The sequence below is a fragment of the Salmonella sp. NW645 genome, from assembly GCF_051703725.1.
Classification (GTDB): Bacteria; Pseudomonadota; Gammaproteobacteria; order Enterobacterales; family Enterobacteriaceae; genus Salmonella; species Salmonella enterica.
Map to the genome: position 1 here is coordinate 283,574 of NZ_JAMMKR010000004.1, position 20,487 is coordinate 304,060.

Here is a 20,487-nt window from a genome sequence, read left to right on the forward strand (position 1 = left end):
TTTATTGCGTAAGTGCCGCAGACAGCGCCGCCGGCTCGTTCAGCGCCGACGCTGTCAGGGTGTCGACAATACGTTTCGTCAGACCAGTGAGGACTTTACCTGGACCCACTTCATAAAGATGTTCAACGCCCTGCGCCGCGATAAATTCCACGCTCTTCGTCCACTGTACCGGATTGTACAACTGGCGAACCAGCGCATCGCGGATAGCGGCGGCATCGGTTTCACATTTCACGTCAACGTTGTTTACTACCGGCACCGTTGGCGCGCTAAAGGTAATTTTGGCTAATTCAACCGCCAGCTTATCTGCCGCTGGTTTCATCAGCGCGCAGTGCGACGGTACGCTCACCGGCAGCGGCAGCGCGCGTTTCGCGCCAGCGGCTTTACAGGCTGCGCCCGCGCGTTCTACTGCCTCTTTATGCCCGGCGATAACCACCTGTCCCGGCGAGTTAAAGTTAACCGGCGAAACAACCTGCCCTTCGGCAGATTCTTCACAGGCTTTAGCAATAGAGGCATCATCCAGACCGATGATCGCAGACATGCCGCCAGTACCTTCCGGAACCGCTTCCTGCATGAATTTACCGCGCATTTCCACCAGACGAACGGCATCAGCAAAGTTGATGACGCCAGCGCAAACCAGCGCGGAATATTCGCCCAGGCTGTGACCTGCCATTAACGCAGGCATTTTACCGCCCTGCTGCTGCCAAACGCGCCAAAGCGCGACGGAAGCGGTTAATAACGCCGGCTGCGTCTGCCAGGTTTTATTCAGTTCTTCCGCTGGACCTTGCTGGGTGAGCGCCCACAGATCATATCCCAGAGCCGCAGAAGCTTCAGCAAACGTTTCTTCTACGATAGGGTAATTTGCCGCCATCTCGGCCAACATCCCAACGCTCTGAGAACCCTGACCGGGGAACACAAATGCAAATTGCGTCATGTTTAAATCCTTATACTAGAAACGAATCAGCGCGGAGCCCCAGGTGAATCCACCCCCGAAGGCTTCAAGCAATACCAGCTGACCGGCTTTAATTCGCCCGTCACGCACGGCTTCATCCAGCGCGCACGGCACAGAAGCCGCGGAGGTATTGCCGTGCCTGTCCAGCGTGACGACGACATTGTCCATCGACATGCCGAGTTTTTTCGCTGTCGCGCTAATGATACGCAGGTTAGCCTGATGCGGCACCAGCCAATCGAGTTCTGAGCGATCCAGGTTATTAGCCGCCAGCGTCTCATCGACAATATGCGCCAGTTCAGTGACCGCCACTTTAAAGACTTCATTACCCGCCATCGTCAGGTAAATCGGGTTATCCGGATTTACGCGATCGGCATTCGGCAGGGTCAGTAATTCACCGTAACGGCCATCGGCATGAAGATGAGTGGAGATAATACCCGGTTCTTCAGAAGCGCTCAGTACGGCCGCGCCTGCGCCATCGCCGAAAATAATGATCGTACCGCGATCGCCAGGATCGCAAGTGCGGGCTAATACATCGGAACCGACCACCAGCGCGTGTTTAACCGCGCCGGATTTAACGTACTGGTCGGCGATGCTTAACGCGTAGGTGAAACCTGCGCACGCTGCCGCGACATCAAACGCCGGGCAACCTTTAATACCGAGCATACTTTGAATCTGACATGCCGCGCTTGGAAATGCATGCGTTGCTGATGTGGTAGCCACCACAATCAAGCCAATTTGGTCTTTATCGATCCCCGCCATCTCAATCGCGCGATTCGCAGCGGTAAAGCCCATCGTCGCGACAGTTTCATTCGGCGCGGCGATATGGCGTTCACGAATACCTGTACGAGTGACAATCCACTCGTCAGAGGTCTCAACCATTTTTTCCAGATCGGCGTTAGTCCGCACTTGTTCGGGCAGATAGCTGCCAGTACCAATAATCTTCGTATACATGTACGCTCAGTCACTTTTCGGTTATATACCGTTACCTGTAAACGTCTGGCACGCTGGCGGCGCCGGGGAGACAGCGATATTATCTGTGCGCCCGCAGGTTTACGCCTTTGCCATCGTCCAGCGGTTCAAATCCGGCTGGGTATACAGATTCCAGGCGAGCGGCAATTCGCTGAGGAACTTGTCGCTGCACCGCCTGCACTGCCTGTTCAATCGCGACTGCAAATGCTCGCTGATTGGCCGCACCATGACTTTTTATCACCGTGCCGCGCAATCCTAACAGACAGGCGCCATTATACTGGTCGGGGTTGAGGTGACTGAATCGCCTCGTCAGGCTTTTTTGTAACCAACGTTTTAATAACAGCAGCCACCACGACCGTTTTTTCCCTTCGCCCTGTGATTTCAGCAGTGAAAGGAACATTCTGACAACCCCCTCCATCGTTTTAAGTGTGACATTGCCTGTAAAGCCGTCACACACCAGTACATCGGTTTTTCCCGTCAGTAACTCATTCGCCTCAAGGTAGCCGATGTAATTGATGGTTGGAACTGTTTTTAACATTAAAGAGGCTTCACGAATACTGTCGAGGCCTTTGGTTTCTTCTTCCCCGATATTGAGTAGCGCCACGCGGGGATTTTTGATCCCGACGACCTCTTCCGCCAAAACGGCGCCCATCACGGCAAACTGCACCAGCATGGTACTGTCGCAGTCGACGTTGGCCCCCAAATCAAGCACTACCGTTTTGCCCTTTTGCTGGTGCGGTAATACCGTCACCAACGCCGGACGCTCAATCCCCTCAAGAGGCTTGAGCAATAATTTCGCCAGCCCCATCAGCGCCCCGGTATTACCGGCGCTAACGCAAGCTTCGGCTCGGCCTTCTTTCACAAGCTCCAGGGCCACACGCATGGATGTCCCGCGACTGGCGCGGATCGCCTGCGAAGGCCGGGCATCACTGGCAATAACTGACTGTGCAGGGATAATCTGCAGACGCGAACGTTGTTCAAAGTCAGCTTTGGCAAGTAATGGCGTGATAATATCGGGATTCCCGACTAAAAGAAGAGTGAGCTGCGAATTAGCGTTCAGTGCCTGCAATGCTGCAGGCACCGTCACGGAAGGACCAAAATCGCCCCCCATGACATCTAACGCCAGGGTTAGACGTGTCAAGGTATCGTCGCTGCCTGGTTCGGTGTTCTCCGCTTACGCGGAGAAATCCTCACTAAGCTTTATCACGCTTGTACTCTTCGGCTTTTACACCACAGGCACGCCTGTGATGCAAAAGGCATCGAGTATCGCGCGATTACTTAGCGATGACCTTACGGCCGCGGTAGTAACCGTCGGCAGTGATGTGGTGACGCAGGTGTTTTTCACCAGAAGTTTTGTCTACAGACAGGCTGGTGACTGCGGTCAGAGCGTCATGGGAACGACGCATGCCACGTTTGGAACGGGTTGGTTTATTCTGTTGTACGGCCATGGACCTTACTCCTCAATTACGGTTTATCCCTGCGTCCGCGGGGAAGACCTATTACTTACGCTTTAAGCTGGCTAATACGGCAAATGGGTTTGGCTTTTGCGCTTCATCAGGCAGTTCGCCAAAGACCATGTCCGCCTCGGACACTTCACAGTGTTCAGAATCATGCACCGGAACTACCGGCAAGGCGAGGATGATTTCATCTTCAACCGTCGCCAGCAGATCGATTTCGCCGAATTCGTTTACCTCAATCGGCTCATACGCTTCCGGCAGTGCTTCAGCCTGCTCGTCGGAACGGACAGGGCTAAAACAATACGTTGTGTGAACCTGATGGGTAAACGGTTTCCCGCAACGCTGGCATTCGAGCGACACCGTAACGACCGCATCGCCGGTTAAAACGGCGAGACGCTGGTTATCGATAGCGAACGACATGGAGCATTCCACATCACTGTCCACACTGACTACAGACTCGGCAACGCGCTCAACCTGATCGGGGGTATAGATACCCTGGTAATCAAGGCGTTTTTGAGCGGTACGAACCGGATCAAGAGTCAGGGGTAATTTTACCTTTTGCATAGGGCGCGCATATTAACTTCGTAACGTCATATAGTCAAAGAAAAAGGCAGCCTGCGGTTGCCTTTTGCCAATAATTCGCACACATTGCGGGTTACAGACTTATTTTCGCTCAAGACGAGTCAGTATGACAGGCTTGAAGACCGAAGAGCATAGTTTAAGATGGCTCTCATCATTACGCTATATCTGAGGGAAAAAATATGCCCCGTCTCATCCTTGCGTCTACCTCTCCCTGGCGTCGCGCGCTGCTGGAAAAGCTGACGATTCCTTTCGAATGCGCCGCGCCGGATGTTGATGAAACCCCCATGCCGGGCGAAGCGCCGCGTCAGTTGGTGCTGCGGCTGGCGCAGGCGAAGGCGCAATCGCTCGCCGCGCGTTTCCCGAATCATTTGATTATTGGCTCCGACCAAATTTGTGTTCTGGACGGCGAAATCACCGGCAAACCGCTGACGGAAGAAAAAGCGCGTCAGCAATTAGCCAAAGCCAGCGGAAATATTGTGACGTTTTATACCGGACTGGCGCTGTATAACTCCGCCTCCGGGCACTTACAAACCGAAGTGGAGCCTTTTGACGTTCATTTTCGCCATTTAAGCGAAGCGGAAATAGACGACTATGTCCGTAAAGAGCATCCGCTGCATTGCGCGGGAAGTTTTAAAAGCGAAGGTTTAGGCATTGCATTATTTGAACGCCTGGAAGGTCGTGACCCAAATACCTTGATCGGTTTGCCGCTGATCGCGTTGTGTCAAATGCTGCGGCGGGAAGAGATGAACCCGCTGAATGCCTGATTAATCTGCCTGATGGCGACGCGATGCGTCTTATCAGGCCTACGGTGCATCACACGATTGTAGGCCTGATAAGCAACGCGCATCAGGCTTTACTACGTAATACCTCAAGGCAGCGCTTCAATTGCTTATCCATCGGCGCTTCAATACGCATCACTTCACCCGTTCCCGGATGGGTAAATTTCAACGCTGCTGCGTGCAGGAAAAGTCGGTTCAACCCCGTATCCGCCAGTTGCTTATCAAACTCACGGTCGCCGTAGCGATCGTCGAACGCAATAGGGTGACCGGCATATTGGGTATGTACGCGAATCTGATGCGTACGGCCCGTGACCGGGCTACAGCGCACCAGCGTGGCGAAGGCATAGCGCTCTTCCACCTTGAAGCGCGTTTCTGACGGTTTGCCTTCCTGGCTCACGCGAACAATGCGTTCGCCGCTTTGCAGAATGTTCTTTAATAATGGCGCCTGTACGGTTTTAACGTGCGATTGCCACTGGCCGCGCACCAGCGCCAGATAATCTTTCTGCATTCCCTTTTCGCGCAGTTGCTCATGCAGCGAACGCAGCGCGGAGCGTTTTTTCGCCACCAATAGCACGCCGGAGGTATCGCGGTCAAGACGATGCACCAGTTCCAGGAATCGCGCTTCCGGACGCAACGCCCGCAGCCCTTCGATGACGCCAAAACTTAACCCGCTCCCGCCGTGTACGGCGGTGCCGGAAGGCTTATTCAGCACCAGAATATGGTCGTCTTCATACAAAATGACGTCCGCCAAGGCCGCCACTTTTTGCAAATGCGGCGACACGGCCTCTTCTTCGCGTTCAGCAACGCGAACCGGCGGAATGCGGACTTCATCGCCCGCTTCCAGTTTGTATTCCGGTTTAATGCGTTTTTTGTTCACCCGCACCTCGCCTTTACGCAAGATGCGATAAATCATACTTTTTGGTACCCCTTTCAGTTGGGTGCGCAAAAAGTTATCAATGCGTTGCCCCGCTTCGTCAGCGGCGATGGCAACAATTTTTACGGATGGCGTTTCTGTTTTCATGGGGGGCGATTCTAAATAGCCTGTGAGATTCGCGCCACACATTTTTCTATGCTTATAGAGACGCCTACGCCAGTGGATGAACATTTTTCACTGCGGTTTTGCTGGTTATTAAAGCAATTGGCTCACGCTGGTGAAAAAACTGTGAGTAAGCGGGTGATAAATGGTAAAAGTCATCTTGCTATAACAAGGTTAGCAGTGGAATAATGATGCGGTTTCCGCACCGAAACTTGTTAAAACAAAAAGTTTAGCGGAATAACCCATTTTGTCTGACCGATCATCAACGCAGCAATGGCGTAAGACGTATTGATTTTTCAGACAGTTAGCGGGCTGCGGGTTGCAGTCCTTACCGGTAGATAGGATCTTCTCTGGAGAGTAATGCCCAGGCTGCTTCCCTGATAATTGCGCTGTGTTTCCGTATGAAATACAGGCAACCGACACTCTGCGCCTCTTTGAGCTGACGATAACCGTGAGGTTGGCGACGCGAAATAGTCACGAGGCCATCGGTTCATGCCCGGTAAGGCGTCACCATGCCCGCAGCTTAGTCGTCAACGTAAGAATAATGAGTAAGTTACGATGAAAAGAATGTTAATCAACGCGACTCAGCAGGAAGAGTTGCGCGTCGCCCTTGTAGATGGGCAGCGTCTGTACGATCTGGATATAGAAAGCCCCGGACACGAGCAGAAAAAAGCGAACATCTATAAAGGCAAAATTACCCGTATTGAACCGAGCCTGGAAGCGGCTTTTGTTGATTACGGCGCAGAACGCCACGGTTTCCTCCCGTTAAAAGAAATTGCCCGCGAATATTTCCCCGCTAACTACAGCGCTCATGGTCGCCCGAACATTAAAGACGTGTTACGCGAAGGCCAGGAAGTCATTGTTCAAATCGATAAAGAAGAGCGCGGCAACAAAGGCGCGGCGTTAACCACCTTTATCAGTCTGGCGGGCAGCTACCTGGTGCTGATGCCGAATAACCCGCGCGCGGGTGGTATTTCCCGTCGCATTGAAGGCGACGATCGTACCGAGTTAAAAGAAGCGTTGGCCAGCCTGGAACTTCCTGAAGGGATGGGGCTTATCGTGCGTACCGCGGGCGTGGGTAAATCCGCCGAAGCGTTGCAGTGGGATTTAAGCTTCCGCCTGAAACACTGGGAAGCCATTCAGAAAGCCGCTGAAAGCCGTCCCGCGCCGTTCCTGATCCATCAGGAAAGCAACGTCATCGTACGCGCGTTTCGCGACTATCTGCGTCAGGATATCGGTGAAATCCTGATCGACAATCCAAAAGTGATGGAAATGGCGCGTCAGCATATCGCCGCGTTGGGCCGCCCGGATTTTAGCAGCAAAATTAAGCTGTACACCGGTGAAATCCCGTTGTTCAGCCATTACCAGATCGAATCGCAGATCGAGTCAGCGTTCCAGCGTGAAGTGCGCCTGCCCTCCGGCGGCTCCATTGTCATTGACAGTACCGAAGCGTTAACCGCCATCGATATCAACTCCGCCCGCGCGACTCGCGGCGGCGATATCGAAGAAACCGCGTTCAACACTAATCTCGAAGCGGCCGACGAGATTGCCCGCCAGCTGCGTCTGCGCGACCTGGGCGGCCTGATCGTTATCGACTTTATCGATATGACGCCGGTACGTCACCAGCGCGCGGTAGAAAACCGCCTGCGTGAAGCGGTGCGTCAGGACCGGGCGCGTATTCAGATTAGCCATATTTCCCGCTTCGGCCTGCTCGAAATGTCGCGTCAGCGCCTGAGCCCGTCGCTGGGCGAATCCAGTCATCACGTGTGTCCGCGCTGTAGCGGTACCGGCACCGTGCGCGATAACGAATCTCTGTCGCTGTCCATTCTGCGCCTGATTGAAGAAGAAGCGCTGAAAGAGAATACGCAGGAAGTCCATGCCATTGTTCCGGTGCCGATCGCCTCTTATCTGCTTAACGAAAAACGGACGGCAGTTAACGCTATTGAGACGCGTCAGGATGGCGTCCGCTGTGTCATCGTCCCGAACGATCAGATGGAAACGCCGCACTATTCCGTGCTGCGCGTACGCAAAGGGGAAGAAACGCCGACCCTGAGCTACATGCTGCCGAAGCTGCACGAAGAAGCGATGGCGCTGCCTTCTGAAGAAGAGTACGCCGAGCGTAAACGCCCGGAACAGCCTGCGCTGGCGACATTCGCTATGCCAGATGTGCCTCCGGCGCCGACGCCTGTCGAACCGGCGGTTAGCGTCGCCACGGCGAAAAAGGATAATGTTGCCGCCGCGCAGCCTGCCCAGCCGGGTCTGTTTAGCCGCTTCCTTAACGCGCTGAAACAACTGTTCAGCGGTGAAGAAACGAAAACCGTCGAAACAGCCGCGCCGAAAGCGGAAGAAAAAGCGGAGCGTCAGCAGGATCGTCGCAAGCCACGGCAGAACAACCGTCGCGATCGTAACGAACGCCGCGACACCCGTGATAACCGTGCCGGACGTGACGGCGGCGAGAGCCGCGACGATAATCGTCGTAACCGTCGCCAGGCGCAGCAGCAAAATGCGGAAGCGCGCGATACCCGCCAGCAGGAAACGGCGGAAAAAGTGAAAACCGGCGATGAGCAGCAACAGACGCCGCGTCGCGAACGCAGCCGCCGCCGCAATGATGACAAACGCCAGGCGCAGCAGGAAGTAAAAGCGCTTAACCGCGAAGAACTGCCTGTCCAGGAGACCGAGCAGGAAGAACGCGTTCAGCAGGTTCAGCCGCGCCGCAAGCAGCGTCAGCTTAATCAGAAAGTCCGCTTTACCAACAGCGCAGTGGTTGAAACGGTTGACACGCCGGTCGTCGTCGACGAACCGCGCCCGGTTGAAAACGTTGAACAGCCCGTTCCAGCGCCGCGTACCGAATTGGCGAAAGTTGATTTACCTGTCGTTGCCGATATCGCGCCGGAGCAGGATGATAGCGTAGAACCTCGCGATAATACTGGTATGCCGCGTCGCTCCCGCCGTTCTCCGCGCCACCTGCGCGTTAGCGGTCAGCGTCGTCGTCGCTATCGTGACGAGCGCTACCCGACACAATCGCCGATGCCGTTAACCGTCGCCTGCGCGTCGCCGGAAATGGCGTCCGGTAAAGTCTGGATCCGCTACCCGATTGTCCGTCCTCAGGAAACGCAGGTTGTTGAAGAGCAGCGTGAAGCAGATCTGGCGCTGCCACAACCGGTTGTCGCTGAACCGCAGGTTATCGCTGCGACCGTAGCGTTAGAACCACAAGCGTCGGTACAGGCAGTAGAAAACGTTGCCGTTGAGCCGCAGACCGTCGCCGAACCACAGGCGCCGGAAGTCGTCGAGGTCGAGACAACGCATCCGGAAGTGATTGCCGCGCCGGTTGATGAACAGCCGCAACTGATTGCCGAAAGCGATACGCCGGAAGCGCAAGAGGTTATTGCTGACGCCGAACCGGTAGCAGAAACCGCCGACGCGTCCATTACGGTGGCTGAAAACGTAGCTGATGTTGTCGTTGTCGAGCCAGAAGAAGAGACAAAAGCGGAAGCGGCTGTTGTGGAGCACACGGCAGAAGAAACCGTTATCGCACCGGCCCAGGTGGTGGAAAAGCCGCAGGACGTTGTCTGCGTTGACGATCATAACCACGCCAGCGCGCCGATGACGCGTGCGCCAGCGCCGGAATATGTGCCGGAAACCCCGCACCATAGCGACTGGCAACGCCCTTCCTTCCACTTTGAAGGTAAAGGCGCAGCAGGCGGACACAGCGCCACACGTGTCGCCAGCGCCCCGGCGACACGCCCACAACCGGTAGAATGATGTAAATGCTGATACAAAGCCGACCGCCAGGTCGGCTTTTTTATGCCCCTTACAGGGCGATGCCTTACCCCATGGCGTCTTTTAGTCATGAGATCGGGCGGGATAATACGTACGGATGGCGTCGCTACGGGCGCGACAATATGACCACTAACTCAATGACGACTAAAAAAATGCCCGCGCCGGGGTGGATGGCGCGGGCAGACAAAACATATCCAGTTTCGTGATATGTTTCAAAAAGAGGTGTTACCGGTTCAACTGGAAAAGCGACATTCCCTGCATGTCGGTAAACGTTTTATAGGACGCCTGTAATGCCGCCTGTTGCATTACGTAGGAGGAGATGACCGAGTTCCAGTCCACATCTACCAGGTTGCTCATCTGCAGCTTTTGTCCCAGCGCACGGTCGCTTCCCAGTGAATCCAGCGTACTGAGTTCGCTCAGTTGCGTTCCCAGTTCCGCACGAACGGTCAGGACGTTATTGAGCGAATTTTTTAAGCCGCGATTGGTTTTATCAATGGCGGCAGCGGCCTTTTCTTTTTCCACGTCATTGCCTTCCACCGGGGTCTTGAGCGCGGCAATTGCCGTATCGAGCATGACAAACAGATTCTTTTCGGAGTCCGAGCCATCCGGTTCCGGCACCGCATTGCTGGTGATGCTATTAAAAATTTGCGCTCCCGTATGACCAATTACCATCGTGCGTGCGGAATCCACCTGCTGGGTAACACTTTTCTCGCCGCCATGATAACCACCTGTCGCCTGGTCGAATGGCGCCGCTTCCGTTTTATACCCGGCAAAGATATAGCGACCATTGCCGTCAGTGCTGTTTGCCAGGTTCATCAGCTGATCGCGGATCCCCTGTAAATCCGTCGCCAGCGACGCGCGGTCATCGTCGCTTAACGTGCCGTTTCCGGCATAGACGATTTTTTCCTGCGCGGTTTGAATCGCCGTCGTCACCTGACTGAGTACGCTTTCTTCCAGCGACACTTTTTGGGTGGCAAACGTACGCGCCAGGGCGTACTGGCTATTCTGCGCCTGCGCCTGAGAGAGTACTACCGCCTGCGACGCGGCGATCGGATCGTCAGATGGGTTGGTAACGCGCTTACCGGTAGACATCTGCTCGCCCAGCTTCATCCATTCGGCCTGAGAATTAGTGATGCCGCTCATATTTTGTTCGTACATCATCTGGGTACTGATACGCATGTCATCCTTCTCCTTTAGCGAATATTCAGTAACGCATCAAACAGCGCATTCGCGGTCTGCAATACTTGCGCATTCGCCAGATAATACTGCTGATAACGCTGCAAATTGCCGTACTCTTCGTCGAGGTTAACGCCGGAAACCGACTGTTGCTGTTTATAAAGCTGTTTAACCACATTCGCCTGCGTGGTGCTGCTGGTTTTCAGCGTTGACGTTTTGTTACCCACATCGCTGACCAACGTGGCGTAAGCATCGTTAAAGGTTTTGTTGCCGCCCACTACATTGCTGTTTTGTAAGTCCAGCAATGCCTGACCATTGCGGTTATCGCTGTCGCCGGTATCCACATCAGGATCGAGTTTTGACTCAGACGCCATCGCAATCTCGGCTTCATTTGTCACTTTAACGTTCATGTCGACGATAGCATTGCTGACCGGCTTGAGAAGAAAACTGTCGTTTTTCTGTGCGCCGGTTCCTACCGTCACTTTCAGACCGTCAATCTCCAGTTTTCCGTCAGCATCTTTTGTCGCCGTGAAGGTAGTGTTATCCGCAGTGCGAGTAACCTGCCAGTCTGTACCGTCAAAAACAATCTTATAATCCGTCGCCTGAACCTTCGTGCTGTCGACCACCTTAGCGGTTAGCGATACCGTTTTATCGGCATTATTACTGTTGCTATATACCACCGGCGAGCCAATGCTAAAGAAGTCTTTCCCTTTATTGCCGTCGGCGTCATAACCTTTGGTATGCTGCGCGTTAAACGCATCGGCAAACGCCAACGCCAACTGGCCCAGCGTATTACGAGTCTGATCCAGATCCTGAGAACGGAACGTCAGTAGCCCGCCGAGCGAACCGGTGTTCAGCAACTTTTCCGGAATTTCGATGTTACCGGCGGCCTCATCGACATAAGCGACAGTCGTTCGCGTCGGGTCGGCGCTGGAGGGAACCGCCGCCAACTGACGCGCCGTCGACCCCTGCACCAGCGTATAGCCATTGGCCATCGTCAAGTTATAGGTGCCGCCGTCCTGTACACTCACCTCGACGCCAACGATCTTGTTAAGCTCGCTGACCAACTGATCACGCTGATCGAGCAGGTCGTTCGGCGATGCGCCCGCGCCTACGCCCGTCATACGGGAGATTTGATCGTTCAGGTTAGCTATCTGCTTCGCGTAATTGTTGATTTGCGCCACGCTGGAGCCAATCGCGATATTGACCTGTTTATCCTGATCGCGCAGATACTGATCGGTGGTTTTGAACTGGTTTACCAGCCCTTCCGCTTTACCAATCAGCGCCTGACGCGCCGCAGGATCTTCCGCGTTACTGACTAACGTTTGCAGGCTGGTAAAAAAACTCTGCAACGAACCAGACAGTGAGCTGGATTTATCGGCCAGCAGGTTGTCGATTTTCGACATTTGTTCATAGCGCGTGGTTAAGCCGCTGCTCTGATTTTGCGCGCCGCGTAGCTGATTAGTGATAAACGCATCATATTCGCGCTGTACGCCTGAAACGTAAACGCCATTACCTATCCAGCCGCCAGCCCCTAACGTACTGTTTGCCTGCGCCAGAATAGTTGTCTGCCGGGTATAACCCGCAACGTTATAATTGTTGATGTTATTACTGACCGTATTTAACGCGGCCTGCGCGGCGTTAAGTCCGCTCATGGCGTGATTAATCAAGCTGGACATGATGGTTCCTTTTAATCCTTCAATACTCGTTGTTATCGGCAGCGACTACGTGGACTTGAGCAATTTAAAAGAGATTGTCGAGATTCGCGCTGTAGGTTTTGCTGACCTTTTCACTCATCGCTTTCAACTGCTGAATCATGCTGGTCAATTTACGCGCGTAATTCGGGTCAGTGGCGTATCCGGCGTTTTGCAGAGCCACTGCGCCCTGCTCTGCCGTGGCGGCAGTGGTCACGGCAGCGTAGCGTGGGTTACGCGTTAACAGCGCGACATAATCCGATAACGCCTCCAGATACGAGCTATAGACGCGGAATTTCGCTTTCACTTTTTTCGCTTCGCCATTTTCGTATTCAGTGGTGGTGATTTCCGTCACCGGCCCTTTCCAACTGGCGGTCGCTTTCACGCCAAATACGTTATAGCTGGGTTCGCCATTCTCCCGCAGGATTTGCCGTTGCCCCCAGCCCGACTCCAGCGCCGCCTGCGCCAGAATCAGGTGATGCGGCACCCCGCTTTGTTCGCTGGCCAGCCTCGCCGGGAGCGAAAGCCGGGCCAGAAAGTCTTTACTGTCGCCGGAGAGCGGCACATCGCTGCTGTCCGGCGTTTTCGGGATGGCTTTGCGCACCAGTTGGGTCAGCGCCTGATTTTGATAGCTGTTTACCGTCTCCAGGGAGAATTTAAGCGGTACTTGCGGCGCGTCATCCGCAGGCATCGTCTGCCCGCCCGTCATCTGTTTAACCATCATATCCGCCAGCCCCAATCCCTTACCGGCGGTCATCTGCTGGGCGATCTGCTGGTCATACATGCTGGTATACAGACGCGTCTGATCGCTGCTGAATAAACCATCTTTGGGTAAAGCCTCACGCATACTTTTCAGCATCATCTGCACAAACATCCCTTCCACCTGACGGGCCACAGGACGGATATTCGCCGCCGGGTCCTGGCCCGCTTTCGCTTTCAGTTCGTTCAGAGATTGCGCATCCCAGGCCGCGCTGGCCAGCAATTTACCGTCTCCGATCATCAGATGATTTCCAGTTTGGCGCGTAGACAGCCCGCGCTCTGCATGGACTGCAAAATCGACATCAGGTCCATCGGCGTCGCGCCAAGCGCATTCAGCGCACGCACTACGCTGTTCAGATTGGCGCTGGAACGCACGCTCTGTAGCGATCCGCCGCTCTGACGCAAATCTATCTGAGTCTGTGGCGTCACCACGGTCTGCCCGCCGCCAAATGGCGTATTCGGCTGGTTGACGTTGAGCTGGCGATTGACTGTCACTGACAAATTGCCCTGCGCCACAGCGCAGCTATCCAGCGTGACTTCCCGATTCATGACCACCGAACCGGTACGCGAGTTGATCACAACTTTTGCATCCTGCGGCGTCACGTTGACCTCCATATTTTGAATGTCCGCCAGAAAACGCACCTGCGAGCTGTTGCCGCTGGGCACGCGTACCTGTACCGTTCGCGCATCAAGCGCAGTGGCGCTGCCGTAACCGCGGGCGCGGTTGATGGCGTCGGTAATTTGCTGCGCCATCGTAAAATCTTCGTCGTTCAATTGCAGATTAATGGTGTTGCCAGCGCCGAACTGAGTCGGCAACTCACGTTCGATAATCGCGCCATTAGTGATGCGCCCGCCATTAAGCTGGTTAACCTGCACGCTACTGCCGCCTGCGGAAGCGCCCGCGCCGCCGACCAGAATATTGCCCTGCGCCAGAGCATACACCTGGCTGTCCACCCCTTTTAACGGCGTCATTAATAACGTCCCGCCACGCAGACTTTTAGCGTTCCCCATTGAGGAAACGACGACATCGATCGTTTGTCCCTGTCGCGCAAAAGGCGGATACGACGCCGTCACCATCACCGCCGCCACGTTTTTCAACTGCATGTTGGTGCCGGTGGGGACCGTAATCCCCAGTTGTGACAGCATGTTATTCAGCGTCTGGGTGGTAAATGGCGTCTGAGTCGTCTGGTCGCCCGTACCGTCCAGCCCGACCACCAGCCCGTAACCGATCAGCGAGTTTTCCCGTACTCCCTGGACACTGGTCAGATCCCGGATACGCTCGGCGTGCGCCAGAGTGGCAACCAGTGCCAGAACGATTCCTGCAAGAGCTTTAAACACATACACCTCGCTTACATCGGCGACAAATTAAGGAAGAAACGTTGCAGCCAGCCCATATTTTGCGCTTCGTTAATATAGCCGTTCCCGACATATTCAATCCGCGCATCCGCCACCTGTGTCGAGGGAACGGAGTTGCTGCCGCTGATGGTGCGTGGATTTACCACGCCGGAGAAGCGGATGAATTCCGTTCCCTGATTAATCGCGATCTGTTTTTCCCCCACGACGTGTAAATTGCCATTGGCCAGAACCTGATCGACGGTCACGGTCAGCGTGCCGCTAAAAGTATTGCTGGCATTCGCGCCGCCTTTGCCGTTAAAAGAGTTGCCGCCGGAGGCCTCCATATCCGCGCGGGAATTACCGAATAATCCCTGCAGATAACGCGGTACCGTATCAAAACCAAAACTGGTTTTGCCGTCGCGACTGGCATTTGCCGACGAGCTTTTACTGGCGCTGACGTTTTCCTGTAACACAATCGTGAGCGTATCGCCGATATTACGCGGTCGACGATCTTCAAAAAGCGGCTGATAGCCATAATTAATCGGCTGCGCAGACTGAAATATGGAGCCATTCGCCACCGGTACCGGGCCAGGTATCGGCTGCGCCGTGGTCGCCCCCTGCACGAGCGGTTTAGCGGGTATCCAGGCGCATCCTGTCAGCGTCGCGACCATCAGGGCCATAACTGGGTAAGCGTGAAGCGCGTATTTTTGCATTACCTTCATCTTCAAAATCAGGGAGCCGGTGGCGTATCCCCACCGGCGGCCCCTTAGAGTTGCGTCAGTTTCTGCAGCATCTGATCGGTCGTCGATACTGCTTTACTGTTAATTTCATAGGCGCGTTGAACCTGAATCATGTTCACCAGCTCTTCCGCCACGTTAACGTTCGACGTTTCGACATACCCTTGATACAACAACCCCGCGCCGTTGAGCCCCGGCGTGCTTTCGTTCGGCGCGCCGGACGATTGCGTTTCGATATAGAGGTTCTCGCCGATGCTTTCCAGCCCGGTGTCGTTCATAAAGGTGGTCAGGTTAAGCTGCCCGACCTGAACCGGCGCGGCCTGCCCCTGCTGGGTCACGCTGACCACGCCGTCGCGGCCAATCGTGATGCTTAACGCGTTGGCCGGAATGGTGATTGCCGGCTGCACCTGAAAACCGCCCGCCGTCACCAGTTGACCATTCTGATCCACCTGGAAAGAGCCGTCGCGGGTATAGGCAGACGTACCGTCCGGCAGCATGACCTGGAAAAAGCCCTGCCCTTTAATCGCCACATCTTTACTGTTGTTGGTCTGCGACAGGTTCCCCTGACTGTGCAGGCGCTCCGTGGCGACCGGACGTACGCCGGTACCGATTTGCAGCCCGGAAGGCAGCGTCGTCTGCTCGGACGACTGCGCGCCCGGCTGGCGGATGGTCTGATACAACAGATCTTCAAATACCGCGCGCTGACGCTTAAAACCATTGGTGCTGACGTTTGCCAGGTTATTGGCAATCACATCCATATTGGTTTGCTGCGCGTCCAGACCGGTTTTGGCGATCCATAATGAACTGATCATAAAATGTCCTGTATTAACTCATCGACAGCAGTTGGTTAGCTCGCCCTTCGTTCTCATCTACGCTGGTGATAACCTTCATCTGCATTTCAAAACGACGTGCGTTGGCGATCATGTCGGTCATGGCTTCAACCGGCTTGACGTTACTGCCCTCCAGCACGCCCGACATAATGCGAATTGACGGGTCGGCGGCCAGTACCGCCCCGCGTTCAGCCTGTGCCTCGGCGGTAAGGCGGAATAAACCGTCATCGCTCCGCTGCACCTCATTGCCTTCCGCTTTGACCAGCTTCAGTCGCCCAACGGGCGCCACCGTGTTTGGCGGGTCGCCGGGATTGAGCGCGGAGATCGTGCCGTCTGCCGCAATGGTGATTTCCGACCCTTCAGGAACGGTAATCGGGCCGCCTTCGCCGATAACCGGATGTCCCTGAATGGTTAACTGCCCGGTCGGACCCACCTGGATATTCCCGTTACGGGTATATCCTTCAGCGCCATCCGCCGCTTGCACTACCAGCCAGCCGTCCTGCTGTAACGCGACATCCAGCGGACGGGAGGTGTAGTCCAACTGACCCGGGGTCATATCCGCCCCCGGCGTCGACGCCGTAACCAGCGTGCGCGTTGCTAAAGAGAGGCCATCAACGGGCACCGCGCGTAACGCGTTAAGCTGCGCGCGAAAGCCCGGCGTTGAGGCATTAGCCAGGTTGCTGGCCGTTACCGCCTGCTGGTTAAGCGTCTGGCTGGCCGCCCCCATAGCGGTATAAATTGCGTGATCCATTAAGCTATCCCGTCAGGCGCTTAGCGCAGGTTAACCAGCGTATTGAGGATCTGGTCCTGGGTTTTGATGGTCTGCGCATTCGACTGGTAGTTACGCTGCGCGACGATCATATTCACCAGCTCTTTACTCAAATCCACGTTAGAGGCTTCCAGCGCGCCGTTCGTCAGCTTACCGAAGTTGCCGGAACCGGCAGTCCCCAGCAGCGCTACCCCGGAGGCCTGCGTCGCCGCCCAGACGTTATCGCCCTGGGATGCCAGACCTTCGTTGTTGGCGAAGTTAGCCAGCACAATCTGCCCCAGCACCTGCTCCTGCTCGTTGGAATAGTTGCCAACTACGGTGCCATCGTTGTTAATCTGGTAGCTCACCAGGTCGCCAGGCTTATAGCCGTTTTGATTGGTGGCGACGATGTTGTTAGCCCCGGTGTTCTGCTGCATGGAGTTAAGGAAGCTGAGGGAGAAGGTGGCCGCTGTCGCGCCATTAATCGTACCGGTGGTGATGTTCACCGTACCGCCAGACTCCAGAATCCCGTTTTCATTGAATTTCAGCGTAGTGGACGCCGTTGTTGGCGCTGTGGCTGCAGGATCGCTGCTGTCATGGGTGTACACGGCCCATTCATTATCTTTGGTTTTCACAAAATAGACGTTCATGTCATGGGCATTACCCTGGCTGTCATAAACGGTGACGGTGCCTTTTTTGTTATACGAATCCGCATCACTCACGCTAAAGGGCGTTTTAGACGGCACAGGGTCCGTCGAGTTCAGGTTGATCTGCATTGACGCGGTGGTGGTCGATTTCGCCGCCATCAGCGTGTTCGGAATGGTGATCGGCGCAGGATTCGCCCCCTGCTGAATGGTCGGCGGCGTACCGGTGGCCGGATAGCCGGTCAACTGCATCCCCTGCATATTGACCAGGTTACGGTTCTCGTCCAGTTTGAACTGGCCGTTGCGGCTATAGAACACGGAGCCGTTGCTGTCTACCAGGCGGAAAAAACCGTTCTGGCTAATCGCGACATCCAGCCCGCGCCCGGTGTTCGTTGTCGTACCGTCGGTAAAATCCTGGGTAATCCCCGCCACTTTTACGCCCAGCCCCACTTTGGAACCGGCAAACATATCGGCAAATGATGCCGTACCGGACTTAAAGCCATAGGTGGCGGAGTTGGCGATGTTATTACCGATAACATCAAGGTTGGTGGCCGCAGCGTTCAGGCCGCTAACCGCTTGAGAAAAAGACATGACTGACTCCTGATAAGTGTAAGGGCTTAGATTATTTGCCGAACTTCGTCGAGTGTGGTGGTGCCGTAGGTACCCAGATCCAACAGGTTGCCGTTACTGCCCTTCGTCACGCCCTGTACCAGAGCGAATTGCAGCGGCTGCGCCACCAGTTGCGTCCCGCCATTGCTGGCGGTAATCGCAATGTTGTAAGAACCATTCGGTACCGTTGTTCCGTCCGTTTGCTTACCATCCCAGGTAAAGGTGTGTACCCCGGCTCGCAACTCACCGATCTCCAGCGTCCGTACCACCCGGCCATCTTTATCGGTAATGGTTGCCGTCACTTTGTCCGCAGGCTGTTGCAATTCCACGCCAAACGGCGTCGTGGACGTCACGGCCCCTTCTTCCGCGCCTTTACCCGCCAGAATTGTGGTGCCAGGCACCATAACGCCATGCCCAATCAGCGTGGTCGCCTGTAGGGACTGACTATTATCGATTTGCCCGGAAATAGCCCCCAGCGTCGTATTCAGTTTTTCAATGCCGCTCACGGTACTGATTTGCGCCAACTGTGTCGTTAACTCATTATTTTGTAATGGGTTAGTCGGGTCCTGGTTCTTCAATTGCGCGACCAGTAAGGTCAGGAAACTGCTTTGCAGATCGGCAGCGTTGCTTCCGGTCATCGACCCGCTGCCGGTCGTCGTTTTGACGCCCGTGTTGGTCGGGTCATTCATATTTACGGCAATAGACATACGCGCCTCCTTTACTGGCCTAATGTCAGCGTTTTAAGCATCATGCTTTTTACGGTATTCAGGACTTCGATATTTGCCTGATAGCTGCGCGAGGCTGACATCGTGTTAACCATTTCGCCGACCACATCGACGTTGGGCATTTTGACGTAACCATTAGCGTCCGCCAGCGGATTGCCTGGCTCATAAACCAGCTTTTCCGGTGCCTGACTTTCAATCACGCTGGCGACCTTTACCCCGCCAGTGGCTTGACCCGGCGCGGCGTCCACCTGAAAAACCACCTGTTTGGCGCGATAAGGCTGTCCGTCCGGGCCGGTGACGCTATCCGCATTCGCCAGGTTACTGGCCGCAACGTTCAACCGCTTGGACTGCGCGGCAAGCGCCGATCCGGCAATATCAAAAATGTTTAACAGCGCCACGAATTAGTTTCCTCCCTGTAGCACATTCATCATGCCTTTGAGTTGGCTACCCAGAACGGTAAGCCCCATCTGATATTTGAGACTGTTATCCGCAAACTGCGTACGTTCCCTGTCCATATCTACGGTGTTACCATCCAAAGAAGGCTGATCGGGTACGCGGTAAAGCAGATCCACTGCGGGAGAAGAGACCGCCTGAGCGGGAATATGGTGAGAGGAAGTCAACGTTAACGCGACGCCGCCGGTTTCTTCCCGTCCACGCACCATCACCTTTTTTAACTCACTGGCAAAATCAATATCGCGCGCCTGATACCCCGGCGTATCGGCATTGGCGATATTCGCCGCTAATATTTCCTGACGTTGCGCGCGCAGATTTAGCGCTTCCTGCTGAAATCGTAAGGCGGCATCGAGCCTGTCGAGCATATCTCCTCCGCAAATGGCAAAATTCAGCCGACAGCTTAAATGCCTTCACGCGCGCGTTATCGACGGAATAAACGCAAAATGCGTCGCTATTTATTGCGTTGATGCTTGCTTCACACGGGTAGAATCCTGTCATGACATCAACCAGGGGGAAGTACCATGCAAACGTTAAAACGAGGATTCGCCGTGGCGGCTTTGCTGTTCAGCCCCCTGACAATGGCGCAGGACATCAACGCCCAATTGACCACGTGGTTTTCCCAGCGTCTGGCTGGCTTCAGCGATGAGGTGGTTGTCACGCTCCGTTCATCGCCTAATCTGCTGCCGAGCTGCGAGCAGCCAGCCTTCAGCATGACGGGCAGCGCGAAGCTGTGGGGCAACGTCAATGTGGTGGCGCGCTGCGCCAATGAAAAACGTTATTTGCAGGTGAATGTGCAAGCGACCGGCAATTATGTCGCCGTTGCCGCGCCCGTCGCGCGCGGCGGAAAATTGACGCCGGCCAACGTCACGCTAAAACGTGGCAGGCTGGATCAGTTACCGCCGCGGACGGTACTGGATATCCGTCAGATTCAGGATGCCGTCAGTTTGCGCGATCTCGCTCCCGGGCAGCCGGTACAGCTTACGATGATACGTCAGGCCTGGCGCGTCAAAGCGGGGCAACGAGTACAGGTTATCGCCAATGGCGAGGGGTTTAGCGTCAATGCGGAAGGTCAGGCGATGAATAATGCCGCCGTCGCGCAAAATGCGCGCGTGCGCATGACATCGGGTCAAATCGTGAGTGGAACCGTCGATTCTGATGGGAATATTCTTATTAACCTATAATTGTGTAAAGATTTTGTCGCGGCTGCCGATGAGATATTCAACCA

20 protein-coding genes are annotated in these 20,487 nt (G+C 55.0%); 3 read left to right on the forward strand and 17 right to left on the reverse strand.

Annotated features, from left to right (window positions below; translation table 11 throughout):
- Nucleotide 1: 1 nt before the first annotated feature.
- From fabD to yceD, 5 genes are all read right to left on the reverse strand, one after another.
- On the reverse strand, nt 2-931 hold the full coding sequence (gene fabD, locus NA389_RS10990; protein WP_000191343.1) for an ACP S-malonyltransferase: 930 nt from the start codon (nt 929-931) through the stop codon (nt 2-4).
- A gap of 15 nt (nt 932-946) precedes the next feature.
- Complete coding sequence (fabH, locus tag NA389_RS10995; protein ID WP_000288148.1) at nt 947-1,900, reverse strand: beta-ketoacyl-ACP synthase III; 954 nt, start codon at nt 1,898-1,900, stop codon at nt 947-949.
- Between the two features lie 79 nt (nt 1,901-1,979).
- On the reverse strand, nt 1,980-3,059 hold the full coding sequence (gene plsX, locus NA389_RS11000; protein ID WP_001518286.1) for a phosphate acyltransferase PlsX: 1,080 nt from the start codon (nt 3,057-3,059) through the stop codon (nt 1,980-1,982).
- Nucleotides 3,060-3,192: 133 nt separating this feature from the next.
- On the reverse strand, nt 3,193-3,366 hold the full coding sequence (rpmF, locus tag NA389_RS11005) for a 50S ribosomal protein L32 (RefSeq protein ID WP_000290727.1): 174 nt from the start codon (nt 3,364-3,366) through the stop codon (nt 3,193-3,195).
- A 51-nt stretch (nt 3,367-3,417) separates the two neighbouring features.
- Complete coding sequence (yceD, locus tag NA389_RS11010; protein WP_001174492.1) at nt 3,418-3,939, reverse strand: 23S rRNA accumulation protein YceD; 522 nt, start codon at nt 3,937-3,939, stop codon at nt 3,418-3,420.
- Nucleotides 3,940-4,136: 197 nt separating this feature from the next.
- Here yceD and NA389_RS11015 point away from each other — a divergent pair, with 197 nt between their 5' ends.
- On the forward strand, nt 4,137-4,721 hold the full coding sequence (locus NA389_RS11015; protein ID WP_001137603.1) for a Maf family protein: 585 nt from the start codon (nt 4,137-4,139) through the stop codon (nt 4,719-4,721).
- Nucleotides 4,722-4,803: 82 nt separating this feature from the next.
- On the opposite strand, the gene rluC is transcribed toward NA389_RS11015, so the two are convergent.
- A complete protein-coding gene (gene rluC, locus NA389_RS11020) occupies nt 4,804-5,757 on the reverse strand; it encodes a 23S rRNA pseudouridine(955/2504/2580) synthase RluC (protein ID WP_000846310.1) in 954 nt (317 codons plus the stop codon).
- A 573-nt stretch (nt 5,758-6,330) separates the two neighbouring features.
- On the opposite strand from rluC, the gene rne reads away from it, so the two are divergent.
- Nucleotides 6,331-9,534 (forward strand): ribonuclease E, encoded by a 3,204-nt coding sequence (rne, locus tag NA389_RS11025; protein WP_000827463.1) that lies wholly within the window; start codon nt 6,331-6,333, stop codon nt 9,532-9,534.
- A gap of 243 nt (nt 9,535-9,777) precedes the next feature.
- Here rne and flgL read toward each other — a convergent pair whose 3' ends face one another.
- From flgL to flgB, 11 genes are all read right to left on the reverse strand, one after another.
- A complete protein-coding gene (gene flgL, locus NA389_RS11030; protein WP_001223032.1) occupies nt 9,778-10,731 on the reverse strand; it encodes a flagellar hook-associated protein FlgL in 954 nt (317 codons plus the stop codon).
- Between the two features lie 14 nt (nt 10,732-10,745).
- A complete protein-coding gene (flgK, locus tag NA389_RS11035) occupies nt 10,746-12,407 on the reverse strand; it encodes a flagellar hook-associated protein FlgK (protein ID WP_000096425.1) in 1,662 nt (553 codons plus the stop codon).
- Between the two features lie 64 nt (nt 12,408-12,471).
- Nucleotides 12,472-13,422 (reverse strand): flagellar assembly peptidoglycan hydrolase FlgJ, encoded by a 951-nt coding sequence (gene flgJ / locus NA389_RS11040; protein WP_000578688.1) that lies wholly within the window; start codon nt 13,420-13,422, stop codon nt 12,472-12,474.
- A complete protein-coding gene (locus NA389_RS11045; protein WP_001518955.1) occupies nt 13,422-14,519 on the reverse strand; it encodes a flagellar basal body P-ring protein FlgI in 1,098 nt (365 codons plus the stop codon). The genes flgJ and NA389_RS11045 overlap by 1 nt, the downstream gene beginning before the upstream one ends.
- An 11-nt stretch (nt 14,520-14,530) precedes the next feature.
- Entirely contained in the window at nt 14,531-15,229 is a 699-nt protein-coding gene (gene flgH, locus NA389_RS11050; RefSeq protein WP_001174897.1) for a flagellar basal body L-ring protein FlgH, read from the reverse strand.
- 53 nt (nt 15,230-15,282) lie between these two features.
- The gene (gene flgG / locus NA389_RS11055; RefSeq protein ID WP_000625851.1) at nt 15,283-16,065 is read right to left on the reverse strand and encodes a flagellar basal-body rod protein FlgG; all 783 of its coding nucleotides are present in this window, start codon (nt 16,063-16,065) and stop codon (nt 15,283-15,285) included.
- A gap of 13 nt (nt 16,066-16,078) precedes the next feature.
- A complete protein-coding gene (locus NA389_RS11060) occupies nt 16,079-16,834 on the reverse strand; it encodes a flagellar basal body rod protein FlgF (RefSeq protein WP_000349278.1) in 756 nt (251 codons plus the stop codon).
- A 20-nt stretch (nt 16,835-16,854) separates the two neighbouring features.
- Entirely contained in the window at nt 16,855-18,066 is a 1,212-nt protein-coding gene (gene flgE, locus NA389_RS11065; RefSeq protein ID WP_000010567.1) for a flagellar hook protein FlgE, read from the reverse strand.
- A 26-nt stretch (nt 18,067-18,092) separates the two neighbouring features.
- Nucleotides 18,093-18,791 carry a flagellar hook assembly protein FlgD gene (gene flgD, locus NA389_RS11070; RefSeq protein ID WP_000020450.1) on the reverse strand — a complete coding sequence of 233 codons (699 nt, stop codon included), beginning with the start codon at nt 18,789-18,791 and terminating at the stop codon, nt 18,093-18,095.
- 11 nt (nt 18,792-18,802) lie between these two features.
- The gene (gene flgC, locus NA389_RS11075) at nt 18,803-19,207 is read right to left on the reverse strand and encodes a flagellar basal body rod protein FlgC (protein WP_001196448.1); all 405 of its coding nucleotides are present in this window, start codon (nt 19,205-19,207) and stop codon (nt 18,803-18,805) included.
- A gap of 3 nt (nt 19,208-19,210) precedes the next feature.
- Entirely contained in the window at nt 19,211-19,627 is a 417-nt protein-coding gene (gene flgB, locus NA389_RS11080) for a flagellar basal body rod protein FlgB (RefSeq protein ID WP_000887043.1), read from the reverse strand.
- A 156-nt stretch (nt 19,628-19,783) separates the two neighbouring features.
- Here flgB and flgA point away from each other — a divergent pair, with 156 nt between their 5' ends.
- Nucleotides 19,784-20,443 carry a flagellar basal body P-ring formation chaperone FlgA gene (gene flgA, locus NA389_RS11085; protein WP_001194086.1) on the forward strand — a complete coding sequence of 220 codons (660 nt, stop codon included), beginning with the start codon at nt 19,784-19,786 and terminating at the stop codon, nt 20,441-20,443.
- Nucleotides 20,444-20,487: the final 44 nt, after the last annotated feature.

Excerpts from the sequence above, each read along its gene's own strand:
- fabD (WP_000191343.1), bottom strand. The coding sequence starts at position 931 with ATGACGCAATTTGCATTTGTGTTCCCCGGTCAGGGTTCTCAGAGCGTT.
- fabH (WP_000288148.1), bottom strand. The coding sequence starts at position 1,900 with ATGTATACGAAGATTATTGGTACTGGCAGCTATCTGCCCGAACAAGTG.
- rpmF (WP_000290727.1), bottom strand. The coding sequence starts at position 3,366 with ATGGCCGTACAACAGAATAAACCAACCCGTTCCAAACGTGGCATGCGT.
- yceD (WP_001174492.1), bottom strand. The coding sequence starts at position 3,939 with ATGCAAAAGGTAAAATTACCCCTGACTCTTGATCCGGTTCGTACCGCT.
- NA389_RS11015 (WP_001137603.1), top strand. The coding sequence starts at position 4,137 with ATGCCCCGTCTCATCCTTGCGTCTACCTCTCCCTGGCGTCGCGCGCTG.
- rluC (WP_000846310.1), bottom strand. The coding sequence starts at position 5,757 with ATGAAAACAGAAACGCCATCCGTAAAAATTGTTGCCATCGCCGCTGAC.
- rne (WP_000827463.1), top strand. The coding sequence starts at position 6,331 with ATGAAAAGAATGTTAATCAACGCGACTCAGCAGGAAGAGTTGCGCGTC.
- flgL (WP_001223032.1), bottom strand. The coding sequence starts at position 10,731 with ATGCGTATCAGTACCCAGATGATGTACGAACAAAATATGAGCGGCATC.
- flgK (WP_000096425.1), bottom strand. The coding sequence starts at position 12,407 with ATGTCCAGCTTGATTAATCACGCCATGAGCGGACTTAACGCCGCGCAG.
- flgJ (WP_000578688.1), bottom strand. The coding sequence starts at position 13,422 with ATGATCGGAGACGGTAAATTGCTGGCCAGCGCGGCCTGGGATGCGCAA.
- flgH (WP_001174897.1), bottom strand. The coding sequence starts at position 15,229 with ATGCAAAAATACGCGCTTCACGCTTACCCAGTTATGGCCCTGATGGTC.
- flgG (WP_000625851.1), bottom strand. The coding sequence starts at position 16,065 with ATGATCAGTTCATTATGGATCGCCAAAACCGGTCTGGACGCGCAGCAA.
- NA389_RS11060 (WP_000349278.1), bottom strand. The coding sequence starts at position 16,834 with ATGGATCACGCAATTTATACCGCTATGGGGGCGGCCAGCCAGACGCTT.
- flgE (WP_000010567.1), bottom strand. The coding sequence starts at position 18,066 with ATGTCTTTTTCTCAAGCGGTTAGCGGCCTGAACGCTGCGGCCACCAAC.
- flgD (WP_000020450.1), bottom strand. The coding sequence starts at position 18,791 with ATGTCTATTGCCGTAAATATGAATGACCCGACCAACACGGGCGTCAAA.
- flgB (WP_000887043.1), bottom strand. The coding sequence starts at position 19,627 with ATGCTCGACAGGCTCGATGCCGCCTTACGATTTCAGCAGGAAGCGCTA.
- flgA (WP_001194086.1), top strand. The coding sequence starts at position 19,784 with ATGCAAACGTTAAAACGAGGATTCGCCGTGGCGGCTTTGCTGTTCAGC.